Genomic DNA, 21,687 nt, shown 5'->3' with positions numbered 1-21,687 from the left:
CTAATATAGTATAACTGTATTTATTATATATTATTGATTTATTTTTTATCATATTTTATTCTCACGTTTATATATTTATTTTAGGACTAAATCCTATCAATATCTTACTAACCAAACATAACATAAAAAAAGAATTTACGCAATATAAATTTATATTTAAACTATTTTTGTATGAGCTAATAATTTTTAAATTACCAATAAACAATTAAAAAAGTGATAATACAAAAGTATTATCACTTTTTATTTGGTTAGAAATATTTACTATAACAATTTCTCAAATTCTTCTCGAACTTGACCTACAGAGAATCCTATTATTACTTGAATAGCTTTATCGTTACGTGCTACTCCTAGAGCACCAGACTGTTTTAAGAAATTATCATCTTTTACTAAAGTTTCATCTTTAACATTAACTCTAAGACGTGTAACACAGTTTGTTACCTCTGCAATATTATCTTTACCTCCAAGACCTTCTAAAATAATTGCTGCTTGATCGGCATGTGTTGCTGAATCATCTTTAACAATAGTTTTATCTTTTTTACTATCTTTATTTCTGTAATCTTGTTTAGTATATAATTTAGTTTCACTATCTTCAGATTCACGCCCCGGTGTATTTAAGTTTAATTTTAAAATCAAGAATCTAAATACAAGGAAGTAAATTACTGAGAAAGTAAGACCTACTCCAATTTGAATAAACATTTGGCTAGAGTGGTTAGAGAACATTGGCAACCAGTTTAACGATAGGAAGTCTATTAATCCACTTCCGAAGTTACCAACAACTCCTAACGCATACATAATACTAGACATCAATGCTCCTAACACTGCGTGAGCTATGAATAATACAGGAGCCGCAAATAAGAATGTAAATTCAATTGGTTCTGTTATTCCTGTTAAGAATCCAGTAAGTGCTGCTGGTAATAATAATCCCGCAACTATTTTTTTCTTTTTATCTTTAGCTGTCACATACATAGCTAAAGCTGCTGCTGGCAATCCAAATACTTTAGAGTTACCATGTAGAGAGAATCCTCCTTGTGAGAATTGCTCTTTTAATGGAGCTGTATTGTTAGCAAACTCTTGAATATGAGTTGCCCAGTAAGCTGTAATTCCATTTTCTACTACTGCTGGTCCAAACATAAATGGTCCATAAATAAAGTGATGTAATCCAGTAGGAATTAATAACCTTTCTAGTAGTGTATACAAGAATACTCCTATTACTCCAGAAGCTTTTAATAATCCTTGTAAAGCTGCAATTCCTAATTGAACTTTTGGCCAAAGTAATGCTGTTAAAAATGCAACTGGTAACATTATTAAGAAACCTACTATAATAACAAAAGATGTACCTTGGAAAATTCCTAAAAGTTCTGGTAACTTTTTGTCAAAATATTTATTATGAATCCATACTGCTATAGAAGCAATTACAATAGAACCAATAATTGATGTATCTAATGTAGTTACTCCACCAATTTGAGTAAGTCCTGTAGGTAATTTTCCTTCTTTTGGTATTTCTATACCGAAGAATGTAAATTGTGTTAAGAAAGCATTTATAAAATAATTAAATGTCATATAAATAACAAATGCCTCTAACGCTGCACGACCATTTGCTTTTTTAGCAAGTCCTATAGGAATACCTAGAGCAAAAACTATTGGCATTTGATTAAATAATGTCCATCCCCCTTGCTCAACTACAAACCAGAACTTAAACCAATTAGTTCCCTCTTGTGCTATACTACCTACTAAGTCAGGATTTTTTAAAATAGACGTCAGTCCTACGACCAACCCGGCAAAAGCGAATAAAACTGATGGCATCAGCATCGCTCCACCAAAACGTTGTAATTTTTGTAACATTGTAATGTTCTCCTTTATTTTATTTTTATTCTTATTTCTAATCCATAGTGATCTGATACTACATTATAATTATATCCATTAAATATAACTTTACTATATTCTACATCTATTAATCTATTAGTAAATATATAGTCTAATCTTTTTTCTCCTTTACTATCTTTCCAACCATCTATATTATGACCAACCGTAACTCCTGAACATTTTTCTTCTGCTAAATTATACGTATCATAAATACCTAAATTTAAAATATTAGTATAAGCTTGTTTATTACTTAGTGCATCTGTATTGAAATCACCCATGAAAAATTTCAATTTGTTATCAGTTGTTCTACTTATAATATTAGTAATATTATCAAGCTGATTTTCTTTTTTACTAGTAGGAAGATTAATATGACAACTATAAAATTCAACACTTTCTCCTTCATAACTAAATGAAGCAGAAACTATTTTTCTAGCTTCTATAGAATTAATATCTGTAATTTTTGTGCAATAAAATTCATCATAACTAGCATTATGTTTAGTCAAAATCGCTATACCTTCATCATATTTATCATAACCTATATGAGAATTGCTCCAAAAATATTTATATGTAGTATCTGTATATTTTTTCAAGAATTCAAGAAGTACAAATAAATAATTATCTTTTTTTAAATTATTCTCAACTATTTCTGCTGTTATAGTTTGATTAACTTCTTGCAAAGCTATAACATCATAGTCATTATCTGCTATTGCCCTTGCTAAAGTGTCTATCTTTTCTAATTGATTATCTTCTAACCAAGCATGAACGTTTAATGTTAATAATTTCATATTTGTACTTCTTACTCCTTTTCAATTTATTTTGTTTTCCAAATTTCTTCGTCATATTGAGATATAGTTCTATCTGATGAGAAGAAACCAGCTTTTGCAATATTATTTATTACTTTTTCATACCATAAATCTTGGTTTTCATAATCTTCTAGCATTTTTTCTTTAGTTTTAACATACTCTTCAAAATCTATTAGTGTCATAAACCAATCTTTATTTATAAGTTCATTATAAAGTCTCGTAAGTCTCTCTTTACTACCAAGGGCTACAAGTTTTTCATCAACAATAAAATCAACTACTTTTTTAATATTATCTTTTTCATAGTACTCTTTAGATTTATAAGCTTCTTTTTCATATAAATCTATTATGTGATCACTATCTTTACCAAAAATATAAATATTATCTTTACCAGCTAATTCTGCAATTTCTACGTTGGCTCCGTCCATTGTTCCAAGAGTTAATGCACCATTTAACATAAATTTCATATTACCTGTACCACTTGCTTCTTTTGAAGCTAACGATATTTGCTCTGATATATCAGAAGCAGGTATTAATTTTTCTGCAACAGTTACATTGTAGTTTTCAACTAAGAAAACATTTAAATATTTATTAACTTCTGGATCATTGTTTATTAATTCTGACAAGCACAATATCAAATGAATAACATCTTGTGCTATTGTGTAAGCTGGAGCTGCCTTTCCTCCAAATATAATAGTTACTTTGCGTTTAGGTAAATTACCATTCTTAATATCTAAATATTTATTTATCACATAAAGTGCATTCATTTGTTGACGTTTATATTCATGGAATCTCTTAATTTGAGTATCAATTATACTATTCTCGTCTAATTCTATATTTTTGTTATCTTTCAAATATTTTTTCAAAATTAATTTATTATCATATTTAATTTTTTGTAATTTTTTATGAACTTCTTTATCATTAACGTAGGCAAGTAATTTTTCTAATTCTGTAGCATCTTCTAGATACTTGTCACCAATTAACTCTTTAATATATTCAGCTAACTCTTGATTTGAAAATTCTAACCATCTTCTAAATGTTATACCATTAGTTTTATTATTGAATTTTTCTGGATAAATTTCATAAAAGTGTTTTAATTCACTATTTTTTAAAATATCTGTATGAAGTCTTGCCACACCATTTACACTATTTGAAAAATGAATATCCATATGAGCCATATGAACTCTATTATTGTTATCTATTATTTGTAGATTTTCTTCACTATATTGCTCTCTAACAAGCTTATCAAGTTGTTTTATAATATCTACAATTTGCGGAACAACTTCTTCTAAATAGTCTAATGGCCATTTCTCCAATGCTTCTGCCAAAATAGTATGGTTAGTATAACCTACCATATTTTTAATAATTTCACAAGCCTTTTCAAAAGAAATGTTATGCTTTGTTGTTAATAATCTTATTAACTCTGGAATTACCATACTAGGATGAGTATCATTTATTTGAATATAAGCATAATCTGCTAAATCAAGTAAATTACTTCCTTTTTCTAATGCTTCATCTATAATTAACTGAGCTGCATTAGATACCATAAAATACTGTTGATAAATACGTAATAATTCTCCATTTTTATCACTATCATCGGGATATAAAAATAAAGTTAAATTTTTGTCAATTTCTAATTTATCAAACTCTATTCCATTTTCTATAAGTTGGTAATCTACACTTTCTAAATCAAATAGATTCAAGTAATTTTTTGTATCTTTATTATAACCTAATACATCTATTCTTTTTAATTTTGAACGTAGTGTAAAATTCTTAAACTGTACATCATAACTAATACCTGTATCTTTTAACCAACTTTCTTTCTCTATCCAAAAATTAGGAACTGCTGTTTGTTGATTCTTGTCAAATACTTGTTTAAACAGTCCGCAATGATAGTTAAGTCCAACTCCCTCTCCATTTATTCCTAGAGATGATATAGAATCAATAAAACATGAAGCCAATCTACCTAAACCACCATTCCCTAGTGATGGTTCTAATTCTACATCTTCAACTTCACTTATATTTTTGCCTGCTTCTGCTAGTTCTTTTTTTACTTCATCATATACACCTAAATTAATCAGATTATTTGATAAAAGTTTTCCTATTAAAAATTCAGCAGATATGTAATATACTTTTTTCTTAGAAGTATTTTTTTTCTTATTTTCTGCTCCTTCTTTAACGAAATTTAATAACTCTACATATATTTCTTCATTAGTTAATTTTTCTAAATTCTTATTTTTTTCTTTTAAATATGTTGTAAATTTTTTAGTCATTTAGTTTACCCCTAACGTTCTCTTTTATATAATATTGTTATTTCTTTCAAAAACTCTTTTTTATCTTGAGTTAAATCTTCTTTTTTCATTCTCCATCTCCAGTTTTGACCAACAGTAGAAGGAAGATTCATTCTTGAAGATTTATCTTTGTCTAGTAAGTCTTGCATAGTCGCTATTGCTGTATTACTGACACTAGAATATAATGTGCGTAACATAGCCTTAGTTATAGGCTCGTCTTTATGTCTATTTATATATTTATCTACATATTTTTTCGTTTCTTCTGATTGTTCTTCGTACCAACCATTAATAACGTCGTTATCATGTGTCCCTGTATAAGCAACACTGTTTGCAGTATAGTTATGTGGCAAATCAAAACTATCTTCTCCTCCAAATGCAAATTGTAATATTTTCATTCCTGGATAGCCACTATCTTCCAACAGTTTTTCAGCTTTAGCATCAATAAATCCTAAATTTTCTGCAATTATAGGTAGATTACCTAAACGTTCTTTTATTTTTTCAAATAATTCAATTCCTGGACCTTCTTGCCAACTTCCATACTTGGCACTCTGTGAATTTCTATCTATTTGCCAATAATCCGAAAATCCTTTGAAATGATCTATTCTTAAAACATCATAAATTTTGAAACTTTCTTCTATACGATATATCCACCATTCATAAGATGTTTCTTTATGTTTTTCCCAGTTATACAAAGGATTTCCCCATAATTGTCCCTCTGGACTAAAATCATCTGCTGGGCAACCAGCAACTGCCAAAGGTTCATTATTACTGTCAACTTTAAATAAATGAGGCATAGTCCACATCTCAACACTATCAGCAGATACATATATAGGCATATCTCCTATAATTTTTATTCCTTTCGAATTAGCATATTTTTTTAAATTTAAATATTGTTCAAAAAAGAAATACTGTGTAACCTCGTAATATAATATTACATTTTTTAAAGTATCCCTGTATCTTTCTAATGTATTAAAATCTCTATTTTTAGCTCGTAAATCTGGCCACTTCTGTAATGCAGCATGATTAAAGTGCTCTTTAATAGCCATATATTCAGCATAATCTACTAACCAATTTCTATTTTTATCTCTAAAATCATTTAACTTAGTTATGTTATCTTGAATAGATAAAAACTTAGAAACTGCTTTGTCTAAAATAGGTCTTCTAACTTCAAAAAGTAATCCGTAGTCTATATCTTCTACATTACTACCAAAATTTACATCAATATAGTCATCTTTGTCTAGTAAACCTTGTTCTGCTAGCAATGTAAAATCAATTAAATTAGTATTTCCTGCTACAGCAGAAAATGATTGATAAGGAGAATCTCCATAACTAGTAGTAGTAAGAGGTAATAGTTGCCAATAAGTTTGTTTCGTTTCATCAAGAAAATCTACAAAATTATAGGCTTCTCTCCCAAATGTTCCTATACCAAATTCTCCAGGTAAAGACGTAATATGCATTAAAACTCCACTCGTTCTAGATTTCATATTACTTATCTCCTTTCTATAATCTTTAATTACAACTATATTATACAACAATAAAATAACAAAATCAATAGTTTTACGTAAAACTATTGATTTTAAATAATATATTTACGTATTTATATGCGAGATTTACTTTTTTATTGTTATTTAGAAAAAAAAGTTATATAATGAAGAAGAAATTTAGGAGGGAATTATGAGTAAATATAAAAAAGTTTATAATGATATAAAAAATAAAATTGATAATAATATTTTGAAACGAAATGATGAACTTGCAAGTGAAAACGAACTAATGGTTGAGTACGGATATTCAAAAGATACTATAAGAAGAGCATTATCTCTTCTTGAAACAGATGGATATATCCAAAAATTAAGAGGTAGAAATTCCACAGTATTAGGTAGAGGGCGTACGAAAAACAACTATATTGCAGAACTCAAAACATCTTCTGAATTAAATAAAGATGGTAGATATAATATATCTACAAAATTATCAAATTTATACATAGTACAAGGAGAAGAAAAATTAATGTCTATCTTTAAAGTTTCAGATAGCGTTGATTTTTATCGTGTTTCTAGAACACGTGAAATTAATGGAGAAAAACTAGAATATGAAGTATCATATTTCGACAGAAGGATAGTTCCTTTTTTAAATAAAGAAATAGCTGAAAATTCTATATATAACTACTTAGAAAATGAACTAGGATTAAAGATAGCTCATTCGCGTCGTGAAATATCCTTTAGATACGCTACAGAAGAAGAAAAACAAAATATGGATTTACTTGATTTCGATATGGTTGCTGTTGTAGAAAGTACAACTTATTTATCTAATGGCACTATATTTCAATATGGATCTGTAAGTTATCGTCCAGACAAATTTACATTTGTAACAATAGCAAAAAGATAAAGAGAGCTGAAACTTCAGCTCTCTTTATCTTTATTCAACTATATTAAGATAAACTTTTTTTGAAAAATTTGTAGAATTTATTACTGTTCTTATTGCATTAATAGTCATCCCTTTTTTCCCTATAATACGACCACAATCATCTGGATTAACTGTAAGTAAATAATGTTCTCTTCCATTTTTTATATATTTATCTATTTTTATATCTTCTTTGTGTTCTACTATTTCACTCACAATATTATAAATTAACTCTTCCATAATATACTCCTTATTTTACAACTAGATTTACTAATCTATTAGGCACCGAAATTACTTTTACTAGCTGTTTTCCTATTATTAAATTTTGAATATCTTCATTTGCAAGTACAACTTTTTCTAACTCTTCTTTTGTTAAATCTTTTGTTACTTCTAATTTAGCTCTAACTTTCCCTAAAACTTGAACTACTATTTCTACGCTATTACTTACTAACTTGCTCTCATCATAACTTGGCCATGGCACATAAGATATTGTTTCATTGTTACCATAGATACTCCACATTTCTTCTGCTAAGTGTGGTGCAAAAGGTGCAAGTAGTTGAATAAATCCTAATGCGTATTCCCTAGGTATATACTCAGCCTTGTTACAATCATTTACAAATACCATTAATTGAGATATAGCTGTGTTGAACTGTAGATTTTCTATATCTTCTCCTACTTTTTTAACTGTAAAGTTATATGATACTTCTAAATCTTTATTATCTTTGTCAATAACTTTATCATTAATTGTATTAGTTTCTTCGTCGACAAATAATCTATAAACTCTATCCAAAAATCTTCTAGATCCATCAAGACCGTTTGTACTCCAAGCTATTGAAGCATCTAAAGGTCCCATAAACATCTCATAAACTCGTAATGTATCTGCACCATGCGATTTTACTATGTCATCAGGATTAACTACATTACCTTTTGATTTAGACATTTTTTCTGCTTTTCCATTTTTACTTTCTGCTAAAATCATTCCCTGATTAAATAATTTTTGGAATGGTTCTTTTGTAGGAACAAGCCCTAAATCATAAAGAACTTTATGCCAAAATCTCGCATATAAAAGATGTAATACAGCGTGTTCAGCACCACCTATATAAATATCGACTGGCAACCAATATTTTAATTTTTCATAATCTGCAAATACATTATCATTATGTGGATCTATATAACGTAAATAGTACCAACATGATCCTGCCCATTGTGGCATAGTATTTGTTTCTCTTTTACCTTTCATTCCAGTTTTTGGACAAGTAACATTTACCCAGTCAGTTAAATTCGCTAATGGAGATTCTCCTGTTCCTGAAGGTTTTATATTGTCTGTAATAGGTAACAACAGTGGTAATTCATCCTCTGGAACAGTTGTCATAGTTCCATCTTCCCAAATAATCACAGGAATAGGCTCTCCCCAATATCTTTGACGTGAGAACAACCAATCACGTAACTTGTAGGTAATTTTTCTTTCTCCTGAATTATCTTTTTCTAGATGTTCTATAGCTACTTTAATTGCTTCGTTAATATCTAAATTATTTAAAAATCCGGAGTTAATATGTTTTCCATCTCCAGTGTAAGCAGATTTTTCTAAGTCGCCACCTTCTATGACTGGTATTATTTCTAAATTGAACTTTTTAGCAAACTCATAATCTCGTTCATCGTGCGCAGGACAAGCCATTACAGCACCTGTTCCATAAGAATTTAATACATAATCTGCTATCCAAATAGGAATTTTTTTCTTAGTAAATGGATTTATAGCGTACGCCCCGGTAAATACACCCGTCTTATCTTTATTAAGGTCTGTTCTTGCTAAATCAGATTTTCTTTTTACCATTTCAACATAAGAATTAACTTTTTCTTTTTGATCTTCTGTAGTTATTTTTTCTACCAATTTGTGTTCTGGAGCAAGCACACAGTAAGTTGCTCCAAATAATGTGTCTGGTCTTGTAGTAAATGCTTTGAAATCTAAATCTGTATCCGCCACATTAAAGAATATTTCTGCACCTTCAGATTTTCCTATCCAATTACGTTGCATAGCTTTTAGACTTTCTGGCCAGTCTAAATCATCTAAATCATTAAGCAATCTTTCTGCATATTCTGTTATTTTCAATACCCATTGACGCATAGGACGACGTTCAACAGGATAGCCACCACGTTCAGATACTCCATCAATTACTTCTTCATTTGACAATACCGTTCCTAAAGCTTCACACCAATTTACAGGTACTTCATCTACATAAGCAAGTCCTTTATTATAAAGTTGGATAAATATCCATTGTGTCCACTTATAATAATCAGGATCTGTTGTATTTACTTCTCTATCCCAATCATAAGAAAATCCCAATTCTTTGATTTGTCTACGAAAAGTATCTACGTTTATTTTAGTAAATTCTCTAGGATCATTTCCAGTATCTAAAGCATATTGTTCTGCTGGTAAACCAAATGCATCCCATCCCATAGGATGTAACACATTATAGCCCTTGGCCCTTTTGTATCTACTTAAAATATCCGTTGCAGTATATCCTTCCGGGTGTCCTACGTGTAGTCCTGCTCCAGATGGGTAAGGGAACATATCTAAGGCATAAAACTTTTTCTTGTCTTGGTTATCTTCTGTTTTAAAAGTTTTATTTTCTTCCCAATAATTTTGCCATTTTTTCTCTATTACTCTATGGTTAAACACTATTTTCACTCCATTCAATAATTATTTTTTAATTATAACAATTTTTTTAGTCATTATCAATATGGCATAGTTATCTATGCATTTAATTGTGCATCGTTAAACCTTCTGTCATATCCATTTTCTACTAAATCAACTTTCCCCGTTTGAGGATCAATTACCAATCCATGAACATAAACATTTTTAGGTATTAGAGGATGATTCACTATAATATCTATATCATGCTTTACACTCTCTTTAACTTCATCAAAACCATGTAACCATTCTTTTAAATCTATTCCAGAATATTTCAATATCCTAAATGTTTCTGAAGTTACTCCTCTTTCCCACATTTCTTTTATTAATAAATTAGTATCAACATTTTGCATACCACAGTCATAGTGACCCATAACTATTATTTCATCTGCTTTTAACAAATAAACTGCTATTATTAAACTACGTATTATAGATCCATAAGGATGACTTAGTATGGCTCCTGCATTTTTTATTACCTTAACATCACCACTACTAAGGTTAAGTGATTTTGTAGAAAGTTCTACTAATCTTGTATCCATACAAGTTAGCATTACTACTTTTTTTGCTGGATATTTATCTTCCGTTTGGTATTTTTCATACTCTTTTTGTTCAACAAATTTTTTATTATACTCTAGTATTTCATCTAATAATCTCATTACATCTCCTAATCTTTATTAACAAATTTTATTAATTCTTCTACATATTCTAAATTTGAACTGTATTTTTTTAGGTGATTTAATACTCCTATCGTCGGTTCACTCACATTAGATAATTTATATCTAGTTTGAGACATTACTAAAGATTCAGCATTTGATAATAATAAAGCATCTTTTCTTGTAGAACTTTTAGCAAAGTCTATTGCAGGAAATACTCTTTTTATCGCTAATTCAGGAGATAAAAATAATTCCATATTCCCTGTACCCTTAAATTCTTCAAAAATCAAATCGTCCATTCTTGATCCCGTTTCTATCAATGCCGTAGCAATTATAGTTAAACTTCCGCCTCCTTCGACATTCCTTGCTGCTCCAAAAAATGACTTAGGTTTTTGTAAACTGTAAGGATCAACCCCTCCTGATAAAACTTTTCCACTACTAGGAGATACTATATTATATGCTCTAGCTAATCTAGTTATACTATCCATCAAAATAATTACATCTTGACCTAATTCAACTCTTCTCTTAGCATGCTCAATAACTAGCTCTGATACTCTAACATGATTTTCGGGTTTTTCATCAAATGTCGAACTAACGATATCTGCACCGTGCACAGAACGTTCCATATCAGTAACTTCTTCTGGACGTTCATCAATTAATAGTATAATCAACTTTTTATCAGGATAGTTTTTTCTAATAGCATTTGCTATTTCTTTTAATAAAGTAGTTTTTCCTACTTTAGGAGGAGCTACGATAAGCCCTCTCTGTCCGAATCCTATAGGGGCTACTAAATCTATAAAGCGAGTCGACAATCGTTCTTTTATAGTTTCTAATCTTATTTTTTCATTGGGATAAATTGGAGTTAGTGCTTGAAAATGGGGTCTTGATTTAATTTCTTCAGCATTAACCCCATTAATAAAATCTACTTGCAGTAGACCATAATATTTTTCATTTTCTTTAGGTTTTCTTACTTTTCCTGTTACTTCATCACCTTTTTTCAATTCAAAGCGCCTTATTTGAGAAGCTGAAATATAAATATCAACTTCCCCTTTATTATAATTAACTGTACGTAAAAATCCAAAGCCTTGTTCGGGGTGAATATCATCTAGTACACCAGTTAAATAATAATTACCATCATTTTCCATTTCTTTTTCTAATATTGCTAAAATTAACTCTTTTTTATTCAATGTAGAATAACGTAAAACTCCTAATTCTTTTGCTCTAAGTGTCAATTCTTTAGTAGTTTTAGTCTTATACATATCGTCAAAACTCTGATAATTCATATTCTTCTCTTCCTCAATTTATTTAATATTATTAGTTTCTATTTAAAATAACTACTCCTATCAATATAAAAAATGATCCTAATATGTCATAAAAATTAAATTTTGTACCTATAAGTAAAACAGAAAAAATTATTGCTGCAATTGGCTCAAAACAAGCGATAATACTACCTCTAACTGCACCAATAAGTTGCACTCCGTGCAAATAAAAAGTAAACGAAAGTATCGTACCAAATAATACTACCACAATAAAAGCTATCAATTCTTTGATACCAAAATATTGTGGAATATAAAAACTTTTAGTAAAAATTTGTACAATTACTCCCGATAAAAACATAGCCCATCCTACAGTTAACATAGCGCCATATTTTGAAATTAATTTAATTGATAAAATATTGTAAGTTGCTAGACCTATTGCAGAAAATATACCCCAAAATAATCCCTCTTTAGAAATAGATAAACTTTCAAAATTAAAATGTGAAACTATTATAATTGTTCCAATCAATGATAACAAAATAGCCAAAAGCTCATTTACCTTAGAGAATTTCTTTCTATAAAAACAATAATATCCCATTATTATAAGTGGTCCCAAATATTGTAAAACTGTAGCTGTTCCTGCATTAGTATATTTTATAGCCATAAAGTATGTAGCCTGACAAACTAATAAACCGCAAAAAGCAAAATATAAAAGGCTCACACTATCTGTTTTACTAGAAAATATTTCAAATATTCTATCTTTATTTTTTAAATAAAGCAATATGATCATTATTAATCCTGAATAAAATAATCTATTGCTTATTAACCACGTAGAATCCAACCTAGAAACATTAAGAAGGTATTCTCCTCCAACTCCTGATAATCCCCAAAAAGTTGCTCCTAAAAAAGTCATAACAATACCTTGTTGACTCATAGAAAGATTTTTCAAAATTACTCCCCCTTACTAACATTATTGTCAGCAAATAATTTTAAGTTCTTCAATACTAATTTATCACTATTTGATACTATATCTTCATAATTTAAATTCTTATTAACTAAAATAGTAGTAAATATCGTTATAATATTACTCAATGATACTAACATATTACCACAACTATAAAATTTACAATCTAGTTTACTATTAATAAATCCGAACGGATAATACCAAAAACCGTAACTACCGTCCTCTTTATCTATCAAAAATTTCTCTGTAACTTCTTTTGGATGTCCTTTTATTATTGATAAAGGGTATAATAAACTAAGTAGTTTTATATCTTTTATCGAATTCTTTCCTTTAGTAGAAAACATTGAGTAAACATCCAAATTACTTCCGATTAATCTTTTGTCTTTTTGAACAGTAAAATTGTATCCAGTTTTAGCTTCTAATCTATTTACAAATTCTTGCTCTATGTCTTCTTCATTAAAATCTATTGACAAATCGCCGTTAAACAAACTTTCTTTTTGTAAATACATATATATGCTTAAATCATCATCTTTTTTAGATAATGACAATAAAGGATTACTAGTAACGAACATGCTTTTTTTTGATTCAAAGGCAATATACGGTAATTTTTTGTTCAAAAAGTATTTCACTACAGACGGTAAAGAGATATCTTTTTCTAAAACTAATTGATTTTTCCTAGACAACGCTATACGTGAAAATGTATCAGCATTTATTTCCTCTAATGCTAATTTAATATTATTTTGCCAAACTTCAGGATAAATTTCTCTAACTACTTTTACTTCTGGATCTTCCAAAGAAAGTTCTTCTTCATCATCTAATTTTCCTAAAAAACTAACTATATCACGCCACTGTGTATATATATCAGTATCCTTTTTTTTCTTGAAAAATATAGTAAAATGTATATCTTCTTCATAAAAAACTGCTAAAATATTAGGAATAACAAACATAGTATCACTAAAATCAATCCATTCCTGAGACTTCTTATTATTTCCATCAGATACACCACCGTACAGGCCAAAATAATCATCTTTATGGTTATCGATTTCTATTACTGTTGTTTGATCTAGTAGATTAGCAAAATCATCTAAAACACTTGTATTATCATAAGTTTTCAAAAAATCATTAGTATCCAGATTCCATGTATATTCATGGCCTATTCCTACGATTATTTCTCTACTATCTGTTTTTTTTATAGAAAACCTCTCACCTTTTTTATCTTTAAACAAAGTTAAAAATTTATAAGCTGAAATGCTATTTTTAATTGTAAATTTTACTACTACCTTATCTCCAATTACGGATTCACCAAAATCATAATTGTAAATTTTTTCATATTGTTCCATAGCTAACCTTTCATAATTTGAATTTATTTTTCCAAATGACGAATTTCTTCTATCGCTTTCTTTCTATTTTTAGCTTTAATTAATCTATTTACTTCCTCTTCTGTTTTATATCCCGCGTCTTTATCAACAAAGACCGTTAAATTATTATGTGTTTTTAATAAAGATAATACTTCATTATTATTTTTTTCTTCCTCAAATATTTTTTCAACATATTTTCTTTTATCTTTTCCTAAAACTACCAAAAATATATTGCGAGCATTCATTATATTATCATAACCTATACTAATTATGTCATTTTCAAAAGTAAGATTATATTTTTGTCTAAGACTATTTTTTTCGCGAGCAGAAGTTTTATATATATGAATATTATTATTTTCATTAGTAACCTCTGTATAATTCAAAACTTCACCTAGACTATTAACGGTCAAAATAACCACATCTATTAAATTCTCTTCTAAAATATTTCTATAATCTTCTATACATTGATTATCAAAATATTTAGGATAAAAAATATTCTTATAATCAACATTTAAAGGGAGATACAAATTCTTTTTCATTAATTTATAAAAACTTGATTCCTCTTCTGGTTGTATAAAAGTAAACTCTTTTTGTCCTAAAAATATTATATGATTATACTTATATTTACCATTTTTATATTCATCAATCATTCTTTTAGTAAATTGAGTACCAATAAGAGATTCAGAAAAAGAAAATACAGCTCCATCTTCTATATATCTTTCTAGCTCATCATATACTCTATTATAAACCGCATTTTCACTATTACATACTACATATTTCAAATTTAGCACTCCTTTTCTTAAGGATATTATTTATAATTAACAATTATTATATCATATTTTATTATTAGTACAAAGCTGAGTATGTTTTCAATAATTAATTTATTGCATTAAAACAAAAATCAAAAAATGATGACATCTACAAAATAAATAAGTAAATATCATCATTAGTATAAAAAATTATTCAAAATTTTTGTCTAAATTTATTTTTTCTAATTTTATTATCTGCGTCTTATTAACAACTTTATACCCGAAATAAATTGCTACTATTATAATTACTGGTAATAAATTGTATAAAGATGCTAAGAATCCTTTTAAAATTATATCTGAATAAATTTGTAAAAATATTAACGTAATAAATACGCATAAAGCAATATATGATCCTGTTAAACCAAATTTTGCTTGATAAGGTAATAATTCCTCTAAATTTCTATTCTGCTTAACAATAGCTTTTCTAAGACGTATTTGCGCCAATATAGCTACTATCCATACACATATTGTTACTATTCCTACTAAAGATAAAAGCATGTAATATCCTGCAGAATTATAATGCTCAAATATAAAGCTTAAAATTATAAATATTACAGATATAAATACTGCTAAATTAGGGACAGAATTAGTGCTTAGCTTAGAGAATTGCTTAAGAGCAAGTCCTCTTGTACTTAAAGAAAATAACTGTCTACTAGCAAAATAAATCCCTGAATTTCCTGCTGATATAACCGAAGAACATATAACTGCATTCATAACAGCTGCTCCTAATAAGAAGCCTGCATTTTCAAATACTATAGTAAATGGAGAAGCTAAGACACTAGACGTATTCAAGAGTCTTTCGTCTGTAACTGATACAACTGATGCTATTATGAAAATTGTACCAACATAAAAAAGTAATATACGCCAAAATACTTTATTTACTGCTTTTGGAATAGTATTTTTAGGATCTTGTGATTCACCTGATGTTATAGCTACTGATTCTGTACCACCAAATGAAAATGCTGCTGTAGATAAAATACCAAATAAGCCTAAAAATCCTTGAAGTGAGTTTCCTTTTGCATTAGCTACAAATGTATTTAAACCATAAGTATTATCCCCTAAAATACCAAATATCACTGATACTCCTACTATTAAAAATACTACAACTGTTAAAACCTTAATAGTAGTAAGCCAATACTCCACTTCTCCAAAAATTTTGACACTTGTTATATTTATAATAAGAAGTATTAATAAAAAGAATAACTTCAATGTACATACAGAAAATTGCTGAAAAAAATCCCAAAACTGTAAAATTCTAGATAAAGTTATTATATCTATACCTGCTACTAAAATCCACATCAGCCAATATAGCCAACCTAACGCAAACCCTAACGCAGGGTCTACAAATCTTTCTGCATATGAACTAAAAGAACCAGAAACAGGATAAAAACTTGCTAACTCGCCAACTCCTGACATAAGAAAATAAACAAAAATTCCTATGAATGTATAAGCTGCAACAGATATGTACGAGCCTGCCTGACTAACCATTGATCCAGTCGCCATAAAAATACCTGTTCCTATAGATCCTCCTATTGCCATCATAGAAACGTGGCGAGAGCTTAAATTTCTCCTCATTTTTTTGTGTACCATTAAAACAACTCACATCCTCTTTAGAAAAATAAGAATAATTATACATTAATTATAGTATAATGTAAAGTTTTAAATATAATAAAAAGCACAACTAAAGTTAGATAACAACTATAACTTTGGTGTGCTGATATAAGAGCATCAATCACTCTTAAATTTATATTTTTCATACAATTATGTATTATAAAAAATCACTTTATTCTTCTAAACTTTTCTGTAAATCTATATCTTCTATTTTAACTATCTTACTTTTAGTTATTAATTTATAACCAAAATACAAAGCCAAAATAAATATAATAGGCAGTAAATCATATATACCTGCTAATACACCTTTAGCTACAAAATCTGAATATGTCTGTAAAACTATTAAAAGTATAAATGCTATTAATGCAACATAAGATCCTACAATTCCAAATTTAGCTCTATATGGTAAAATATCTTCTATATTTTTGTTTTGTTTAATAATAGCTTTTCTAAGTCTAATTTGAGAAAATATTGCTATTATCCAAACACAAACAATTATTAATCCTACTAAAGATAACAACATATAATATCCTGTAGCATTATATTTTTCAAAAAGAAAAGTTAGTACTATAAAAATTATACACAACAAAACTGCTGACTGTGGACTTGAATTTGTACTTAATTTAGAAAACATTTTTGGTGCTAATCCTCTTGTACCCAATGAAAACAACTGTCTACTAGAAAAATAAATTCCTGAATTAGCCGCAGATAACACAGAAGCACAAATTACAGCATTCATTACAGAAGCCGCTAGTAAAAATCCTGCATTCTCAAATACTAAAGTAAAAGGTGAAGCTGATATATTAGATGTATCTAACAATCTAGGATCAGTTATAGGTATTACTGCCGCTATAATAAATATCGTTGCTACATAAAAAATTAGTATACGCCAAAACACTTTATTTACTGCTTTAGACATAGTTTTCTCTGGATTTTTTGATTCACCAGAAGCTACTGCTACCGATTCCGTACCACCAAATGAAAATGCTGCTGTTGATAAAATAGCAAAGAAACCTAAAAAACCTTGTAATTCTGCAGACTTGCTATTATTTACAAAAGTATTCAAGCTGTGAGTTGTTCCACCCAAAACACCTAAAATTAATCCCACACCTGCAAGCAAGAAAAATATAACTGCTAAAACTTTTATTGTAGTTAACCAATATTCTACTTCCCCAAAAAATTTTACACTTGCTATATTGATAATACAAAGAACTAATAAAAAGAATAAACACAGACTCATAATAGAAAATTGTTGGAAGAAAGACCAAAACTGTAGAACTTTTGCTAATGTTATAATATCTATCCCCGCAACTAAAATCCACATTATACAGTATAACCATCCTAAAGCAAAACCTAAAGATGGATCAACAAATCTTTCTGCATAAGAGCTAAATGAACCAGAGACAGGATAAAAACTTGCTAATTCACCAACAGCTGACATCAAAAGATAAATAAACACACCTATAAAAATATATGATGCTACTGATAAATACGATCCTGCTTGACTAAACATGGCTCCCGTCGCCATAAATAATCCTGTTCCAATAGATCCTCCTATTGCCATCATAGAAACATGACGAGAATTTAAATTTCTTTTCATTCTTTTCTGTTTCATAAAATCACTTCCTTTATTAAAAAAATTAAAATAATTATACAATAATTATGCTTCATTGTAAAGATAATTATAACTATTAATAATTGAAAATATTTCAATATTAATAACTATCTTTAAAGAAAATATTATTATTTAAAATAAAATTTCCTAGGGTATATTTTTCATAATTATTATCTATATAACTAGCATAATAAAATTCAATTTTATAAATATACTTATATTATTCTAAAAATATAAACTAGAAGAAACTCAACATCCTTCTAGTTTATTATAATTTAATATTAAAATTTTGATGTATAGAAATGTTTATTCTAAAAAATCCCTAAAATATTTTCATTTTCTTCATCAATTTTAATATTTAATGCATTTGGAACTTTAGGTAATCCCGGCATTGTTAATACTTTATTAGCATATGCAACAACAAATCCTGCTCCGCTTCTTAACTTCACATCATTAATAGTAATTTTAAATCCACTAGGTCTACCTTTTATTTTCGCATTGTCACTTAGTGAAGCTGGTGTTTTTGCCATACATACAGGTAAATTTTTAAAACCTAATTTTTCTATCTTTATTATTTCTTCTTTTACACTATCTTCTATATCAATTCCATCAGCTCCGTAAATTTCTTTACATATTTTTTCAATTTTATTAAGAATTGATTCATCATCTCTATAAAGCAATTTTAAATCTTTATTATTGTTTTCTGCTTCTTCGATAACTTTTTTAGCAAGGTCTAGACCACCTTCTCCACCTTTTTCCCAAACTTCTGTTCGTGATAACTTGACTCCTTGTTCAAAAGCCCAATTTTCTATGAAGTCAAGTTCATTTTCTGTATCTGTAGTAAATACATTAAGAGCTATAACTACTGGTAAATTATACTTATTAAGATTTTCTATATGTTTTTGTAAGTTTTCAATACCTTTTGATAATGCATCTATATTTTCTATTTTCAAGTCCTTTTCTTCAACATTACCATGAAGTTTTAATGCTTTTATTGTTGCTACAACAACTGCAACTTTGGGTTTTAAACCAGATTTACGACATTTAATATCCAAAAATTTCTCAGCTCCAAGATCAGCTCCAAAGCCAGCCTCAGTTACAACATAATCTGCATATTTTAAAGCTGTTTTAGTTGCTATTATTGAATTACAACCATGTGCTATATTCGCAAATGGTCCTCCGTGAATTATAGTAGGATTATTCTCTAGAGTTTGAACAATATTTGGTTTTATTGCATCTTTTAATAGAGCCGCAATTACATCTTCTATTTGCAAATCTTTTAGATAAATTGGTTCTCCTTTTGAATTATATGCTAATAAAATATTTTTTAATTTCTCTTTTAAATCTCCCAAACTTTCTGATAAACATAAGATAGCCATTATTTCACTGGCAACTGTAATATCAAAACCATCTTCTCTTTCTAAATCTGTTCCTACATTAATTTTTATATGACGAAGATCTCTTGCATTCATATCCATTACACGATTAAATAATACTCTATCTATATCTAATTCATTGCCTTGGAAAATATGATTATTTATCAAGACTGATATTGCATTGTGCGCTGTCGTAATAGCGTGCATATCTCCAGTAAAATGTAGATTAATTTCTTCCATAGGTACAACTTGAGCATATCCTCCTCCAGAAGCACCTCCTTTTTTCCCTAAAACTGGTCCTAATGATGGCTCACGAAGTGCAACACACGATTTCTTTCCTATTTTATTTAAAGCATCAGATAGTCCTATAGTTACTGTAGACTTTCCTTCTCCACTTGATGTAGGATTTATAGACGTAACTAAAATTAACTTTGCATTATCGTTAGTTTCATTATTTAAATCTTTTATTTGAATTTTTGCTTTGTAATTACCATAAAGAATTAAATCTTCTTCTTTAATACCTAGCTTTGATGCAACTTCTACAATATGTTTTTTCTCACATTCATTTGAAATTTGAAAATCTGGTTTCATTTTATTACCTCTCTTTTTTATTTTATATCAAACTTAACCTTAAATAGTAACATCCTTAATTTTGTTAACTCTCTAATCCTGGAATACGATTATAAATTTTATTAATGTTTTTTAAATGAATATCTAAATCAAAGCAACTATCTAACACTTCTTTTGATATAAATTCTTTTATTATTTTATTTTCTTCTAGTAAAGTTTTAAATGGAATATTTTCAAACCAAGATTTCATTGCTATTGGTTGCACTAAATCATAGGCTTCTTCTCTAGAAAAATCATATTTTTCTATCAGATTACTCATTACCATCTGAGCAAAAATAACACCATTAGTTGCGTAAATATTTTTTATCATATTGTCTGTAAATACTGTTAAATTTTTTATAACATTTGTAAATCTATTTAACATATAATCTAATAAAGTTGTAGCATCATTACTTAGTATACGCTCTGCACTTGAATGTGATATATCTCTTTCGTGCCATAATGGTATATTCTCATAAGATGCTAACATATATCCCCTCATTATTCTTGCACAGCCTGCCATATTTTCGCTTGAAATAGGATTTCTTTTGTGAGGCATAGCGCTAGAACCTTTCTGATTCTTAGAAAAGAATTCTTCTGCTTCTCTTACTTCTGTACGCTGAAGATGTCTTATCTCAACTCCAATTTTTTCTATTGAACTAGCTATTAATGCTAAAGTTGAATAATAGTCTGCATGTCTATCACGTTGCAACGTTTGTGTCGATACATTACTAGATTCTATTCTTAATTTTTCACATACATAATCCTGTACTTCTGGAGGCGTATTAGAAAATGTCCCTACCGCTCCAGAAATTTTACCTACTTCGATAATTTTTCTAACTTCTTTAAATCTTTTTATATGTCGATTAAATTCGTCATAGTATAGAGCAAATTTCAAACCAAAACTACTTATATCAGCGTGTACTCCATGTGTCCTACCAATACAAGGAACAAATTTGTACTCAAGTGCTTTTTCTTTCAAAGCTTCTTGAAATTTCAATAAATCATCTAATAAAATATCATTAGCTTGTTTATATAAATAACCATAAGCAGTGTCAACAACATCAGTAGATGTTAGTCCATAATGAATCCATTTTTTTTCTTCTCCAAGATAACTAGATACATTTCTTGTAAAAGCTACTATGTCATGCTTTGTTTCCTTTTCTAACTCTAATATACCATCTAAATCAAATTTGGCATTTTCAAACAACTTATCTACATCTTCTTTTGGAACGATCCCTAATTTACTCCATGCTTCAGTAGCATAAAGTTCTACTTTTAAATACGCATTAAAGCGATTTTTGTCGTTAAATACTTCTCGCATAGCTTCTCTACTGTATCTCTCTATCATAAAATATCTCCTAATTTTATTTATATTATTATATTCACATTCCTT

The 21,687-nt window shown here is 28.4% G+C and carries 16 protein-coding genes; 1 reads left to right on the top strand and 15 read right to left on the bottom strand.

Features of this window, described 5'->3' with window-relative positions; genetic code table 11:
* Positions 1–261: 261 nt before the first annotated feature.
* From HZY83_RS03720 to malQ, 4 genes are read right to left on the bottom strand one after another with little or no spacing between them, the layout of a single operon-like run.
* A complete protein-coding gene (locus tag HZY83_RS03720) occupies positions 262–1,842 on the bottom strand; it encodes an alpha-glucoside-specific PTS transporter subunit IIBC (protein ID WP_179942730.1) in 1,581 nt (526 codons plus the stop codon).
* Positions 1,843–1,856: 14 nt separating this feature from the next.
* Positions 1,857–2,648, bottom strand: coding sequence for an endonuclease/exonuclease/phosphatase family protein (locus HZY83_RS03715; RefSeq protein ID WP_179942729.1), 792 nt, complete (start codon positions 2,646–2,648; stop codon positions 1,857–1,859).
* Positions 2,649–2,674: 26 nt separating this feature from the next.
* Entirely contained in the window at positions 2,675–4,936 is a 2,262-nt protein-coding gene (gene glgP / locus HZY83_RS03710; protein ID WP_179942728.1) for a glycogen/starch/alpha-glucan family phosphorylase, read from the bottom strand.
* 11 nt (positions 4,937–4,947) lie between these two features.
* Positions 4,948–6,486, bottom strand: coding sequence for a 4-alpha-glucanotransferase (malQ, locus tag HZY83_RS03705; protein WP_228098455.1), 1,539 nt, complete (start codon positions 6,484–6,486; stop codon positions 4,948–4,950).
* A 142-nt stretch (positions 6,487–6,628) separates the two neighbouring features.
* On the opposite strand from malQ, the gene HZY83_RS03700 reads away from it, so the two are divergent.
* Positions 6,629–7,336, top strand: a complete 708-nt coding sequence (locus HZY83_RS03700; RefSeq protein WP_179942726.1) for a UTRA domain-containing protein — start codon at positions 6,629–6,631, stop codon at positions 7,334–7,336.
* A gap of 30 nt (positions 7,337–7,366) precedes the next feature.
* Here HZY83_RS03700 and HZY83_RS03695 read toward each other — a convergent pair whose 3' ends face one another.
* The 11 genes from HZY83_RS03695 to purB all read right to left on the bottom strand — a co-directional run bounded on the left by HZY83_RS03695 (position 7,367) and on the right by purB (position 21,642).
* The gene (locus HZY83_RS03695; protein ID WP_179942725.1) at positions 7,367–7,591 is read right to left on the bottom strand and encodes a KH domain-containing protein; all 225 of its coding nucleotides are present in this window, start codon (positions 7,589–7,591) and stop codon (positions 7,367–7,369) included.
* Positions 7,592–7,601: 10 nt separating this feature from the next.
* Positions 7,602–10,031 carry a leucine--tRNA ligase gene (leuS, locus tag HZY83_RS03690; protein ID WP_179942733.1) on the bottom strand — a complete coding sequence of 810 codons (2,430 nt, stop codon included), beginning with the start codon at positions 10,029–10,031 and terminating at the stop codon, positions 7,602–7,604.
* 71 nt (positions 10,032–10,102) lie between these two features.
* Complete coding sequence (locus HZY83_RS03685) at positions 10,103–10,696, bottom strand: beta-class carbonic anhydrase (protein WP_179942724.1); 594 nt, start codon at positions 10,694–10,696, stop codon at positions 10,103–10,105.
* An 8-nt stretch (positions 10,697–10,704) separates the two neighbouring features.
* Complete coding sequence (gene rho / locus HZY83_RS03680) at positions 10,705–11,976, bottom strand: transcription termination factor Rho (RefSeq protein WP_179942723.1); 1,272 nt, start codon at positions 11,974–11,976, stop codon at positions 10,705–10,707.
* A 31-nt stretch (positions 11,977–12,007) separates the two neighbouring features.
* Positions 12,008–12,898, bottom strand: a complete 891-nt coding sequence (locus tag HZY83_RS03675) for a DMT family transporter (RefSeq protein ID WP_228098454.1) — start codon at positions 12,896–12,898, stop codon at positions 12,008–12,010.
* Positions 12,899–12,900: 2 nt separating this feature from the next.
* Positions 12,901–14,253: a hypothetical protein gene (locus tag HZY83_RS03670; RefSeq protein ID WP_179942722.1), complete on the bottom strand. Its 1,353-nt coding sequence runs from the start codon at positions 14,251–14,253 to the stop codon at positions 12,901–12,903.
* Positions 14,254–14,276: 23 nt separating this feature from the next.
* On the bottom strand, positions 14,277–15,053 hold the full coding sequence (locus HZY83_RS03665; RefSeq protein ID WP_179942721.1) for a 6-phosphogluconolactonase: 777 nt from the start codon (positions 15,051–15,053) through the stop codon (positions 14,277–14,279).
* Positions 15,054–15,230: 177 nt separating this feature from the next.
* Positions 15,231–16,670 carry an amino acid permease gene (locus HZY83_RS03660; RefSeq protein WP_179942720.1) on the bottom strand — a complete coding sequence of 480 codons (1,440 nt, stop codon included), beginning with the start codon at positions 16,668–16,670 and terminating at the stop codon, positions 15,231–15,233.
* A gap of 193 nt (positions 16,671–16,863) precedes the next feature.
* Positions 16,864–18,306, bottom strand: coding sequence for an amino acid permease (locus HZY83_RS03655; RefSeq protein WP_179942719.1), 1,443 nt, complete (start codon positions 18,304–18,306; stop codon positions 16,864–16,866).
* A 311-nt stretch (positions 18,307–18,617) separates the two neighbouring features.
* Positions 18,618–20,273 (bottom strand): formate--tetrahydrofolate ligase, encoded by a 1,656-nt coding sequence (locus tag HZY83_RS03650; protein WP_179942718.1) that lies wholly within the window; start codon positions 20,271–20,273, stop codon positions 18,618–18,620.
* A 64-nt stretch (positions 20,274–20,337) separates the two neighbouring features.
* Entirely contained in the window at positions 20,338–21,642 is a 1,305-nt protein-coding gene (gene purB, locus HZY83_RS03645) for an adenylosuccinate lyase (RefSeq protein WP_179942717.1), read from the bottom strand.
* Positions 21,643–21,687: the final 45 nt, after the last annotated feature.

The organism is Gemella sp. GH3, assembly GCF_013415425.1.
GTDB lineage: Bacteria > Bacillota > Bacilli > Staphylococcales > Gemellaceae > Gemelliphila.
Note: the sequence above shows the minus strand (reverse complement) of the source record. Positions and strands in the feature narration are given on the sequence as shown.

What these genes read in the sequence shown, in the direction of transcription:
- purB (WP_179942717.1), bottom strand. Translation starts at nt 21,642, where the DNA reads ATGATAGAGAGATACAGTAGAGAAGCTATGCGAGAAGTATTTAACGAC.
- HZY83_RS03670 (WP_179942722.1), bottom strand. Translation starts at nt 14,253, where the DNA reads ATGGAACAATATGAAAAAATTTACAATTATGATTTTGGTGAATCCGTA.
- HZY83_RS03660 (WP_179942720.1), bottom strand. Translation starts at nt 16,670, where the DNA reads ATGGTACACAAAAAAATGAGGAGAAATTTAAGCTCTCGCCACGTTTCT.
- HZY83_RS03685 (WP_179942724.1), bottom strand. Translation starts at nt 10,696, where the DNA reads ATGAGATTATTAGATGAAATACTAGAGTATAATAAAAAATTTGTTGAA.
- HZY83_RS03650 (WP_179942718.1), bottom strand. Translation starts at nt 20,273, where the DNA reads ATGAAACCAGATTTTCAAATTTCAAATGAATGTGAGAAAAAACATATT.
- rho (WP_179942723.1), bottom strand. Translation starts at nt 11,976, where the DNA reads ATGAATTATCAGAGTTTTGACGATATGTATAAGACTAAAACTACTAAA.
- HZY83_RS03655 (WP_179942719.1), bottom strand. Translation starts at nt 18,306, where the DNA reads ATGAAACAGAAAAGAATGAAAAGAAATTTAAATTCTCGTCATGTTTCT.
- HZY83_RS03700 (WP_179942726.1), top strand. Translation starts at nt 6,629, where the DNA reads ATGAGTAAATATAAAAAAGTTTATAATGATATAAAAAATAAAATTGAT.
- glgP (WP_179942728.1), bottom strand. Translation starts at nt 4,936, where the DNA reads ATGACTAAAAAATTTACAACATATTTAAAAGAAAAAAATAAGAATTTA.
- HZY83_RS03695 (WP_179942725.1), bottom strand. Translation starts at nt 7,591, where the DNA reads ATGGAAGAGTTAATTTATAATATTGTGAGTGAAATAGTAGAACACAAA.
- HZY83_RS03720 (WP_179942730.1), bottom strand. Translation starts at nt 1,842, where the DNA reads ATGTTACAAAAATTACAACGTTTTGGTGGAGCGATGCTGATGCCATCA.
- HZY83_RS03715 (WP_179942729.1), bottom strand. Translation starts at nt 2,648, where the DNA reads ATGAAATTATTAACATTAAACGTTCATGCTTGGTTAGAAGATAATCAA.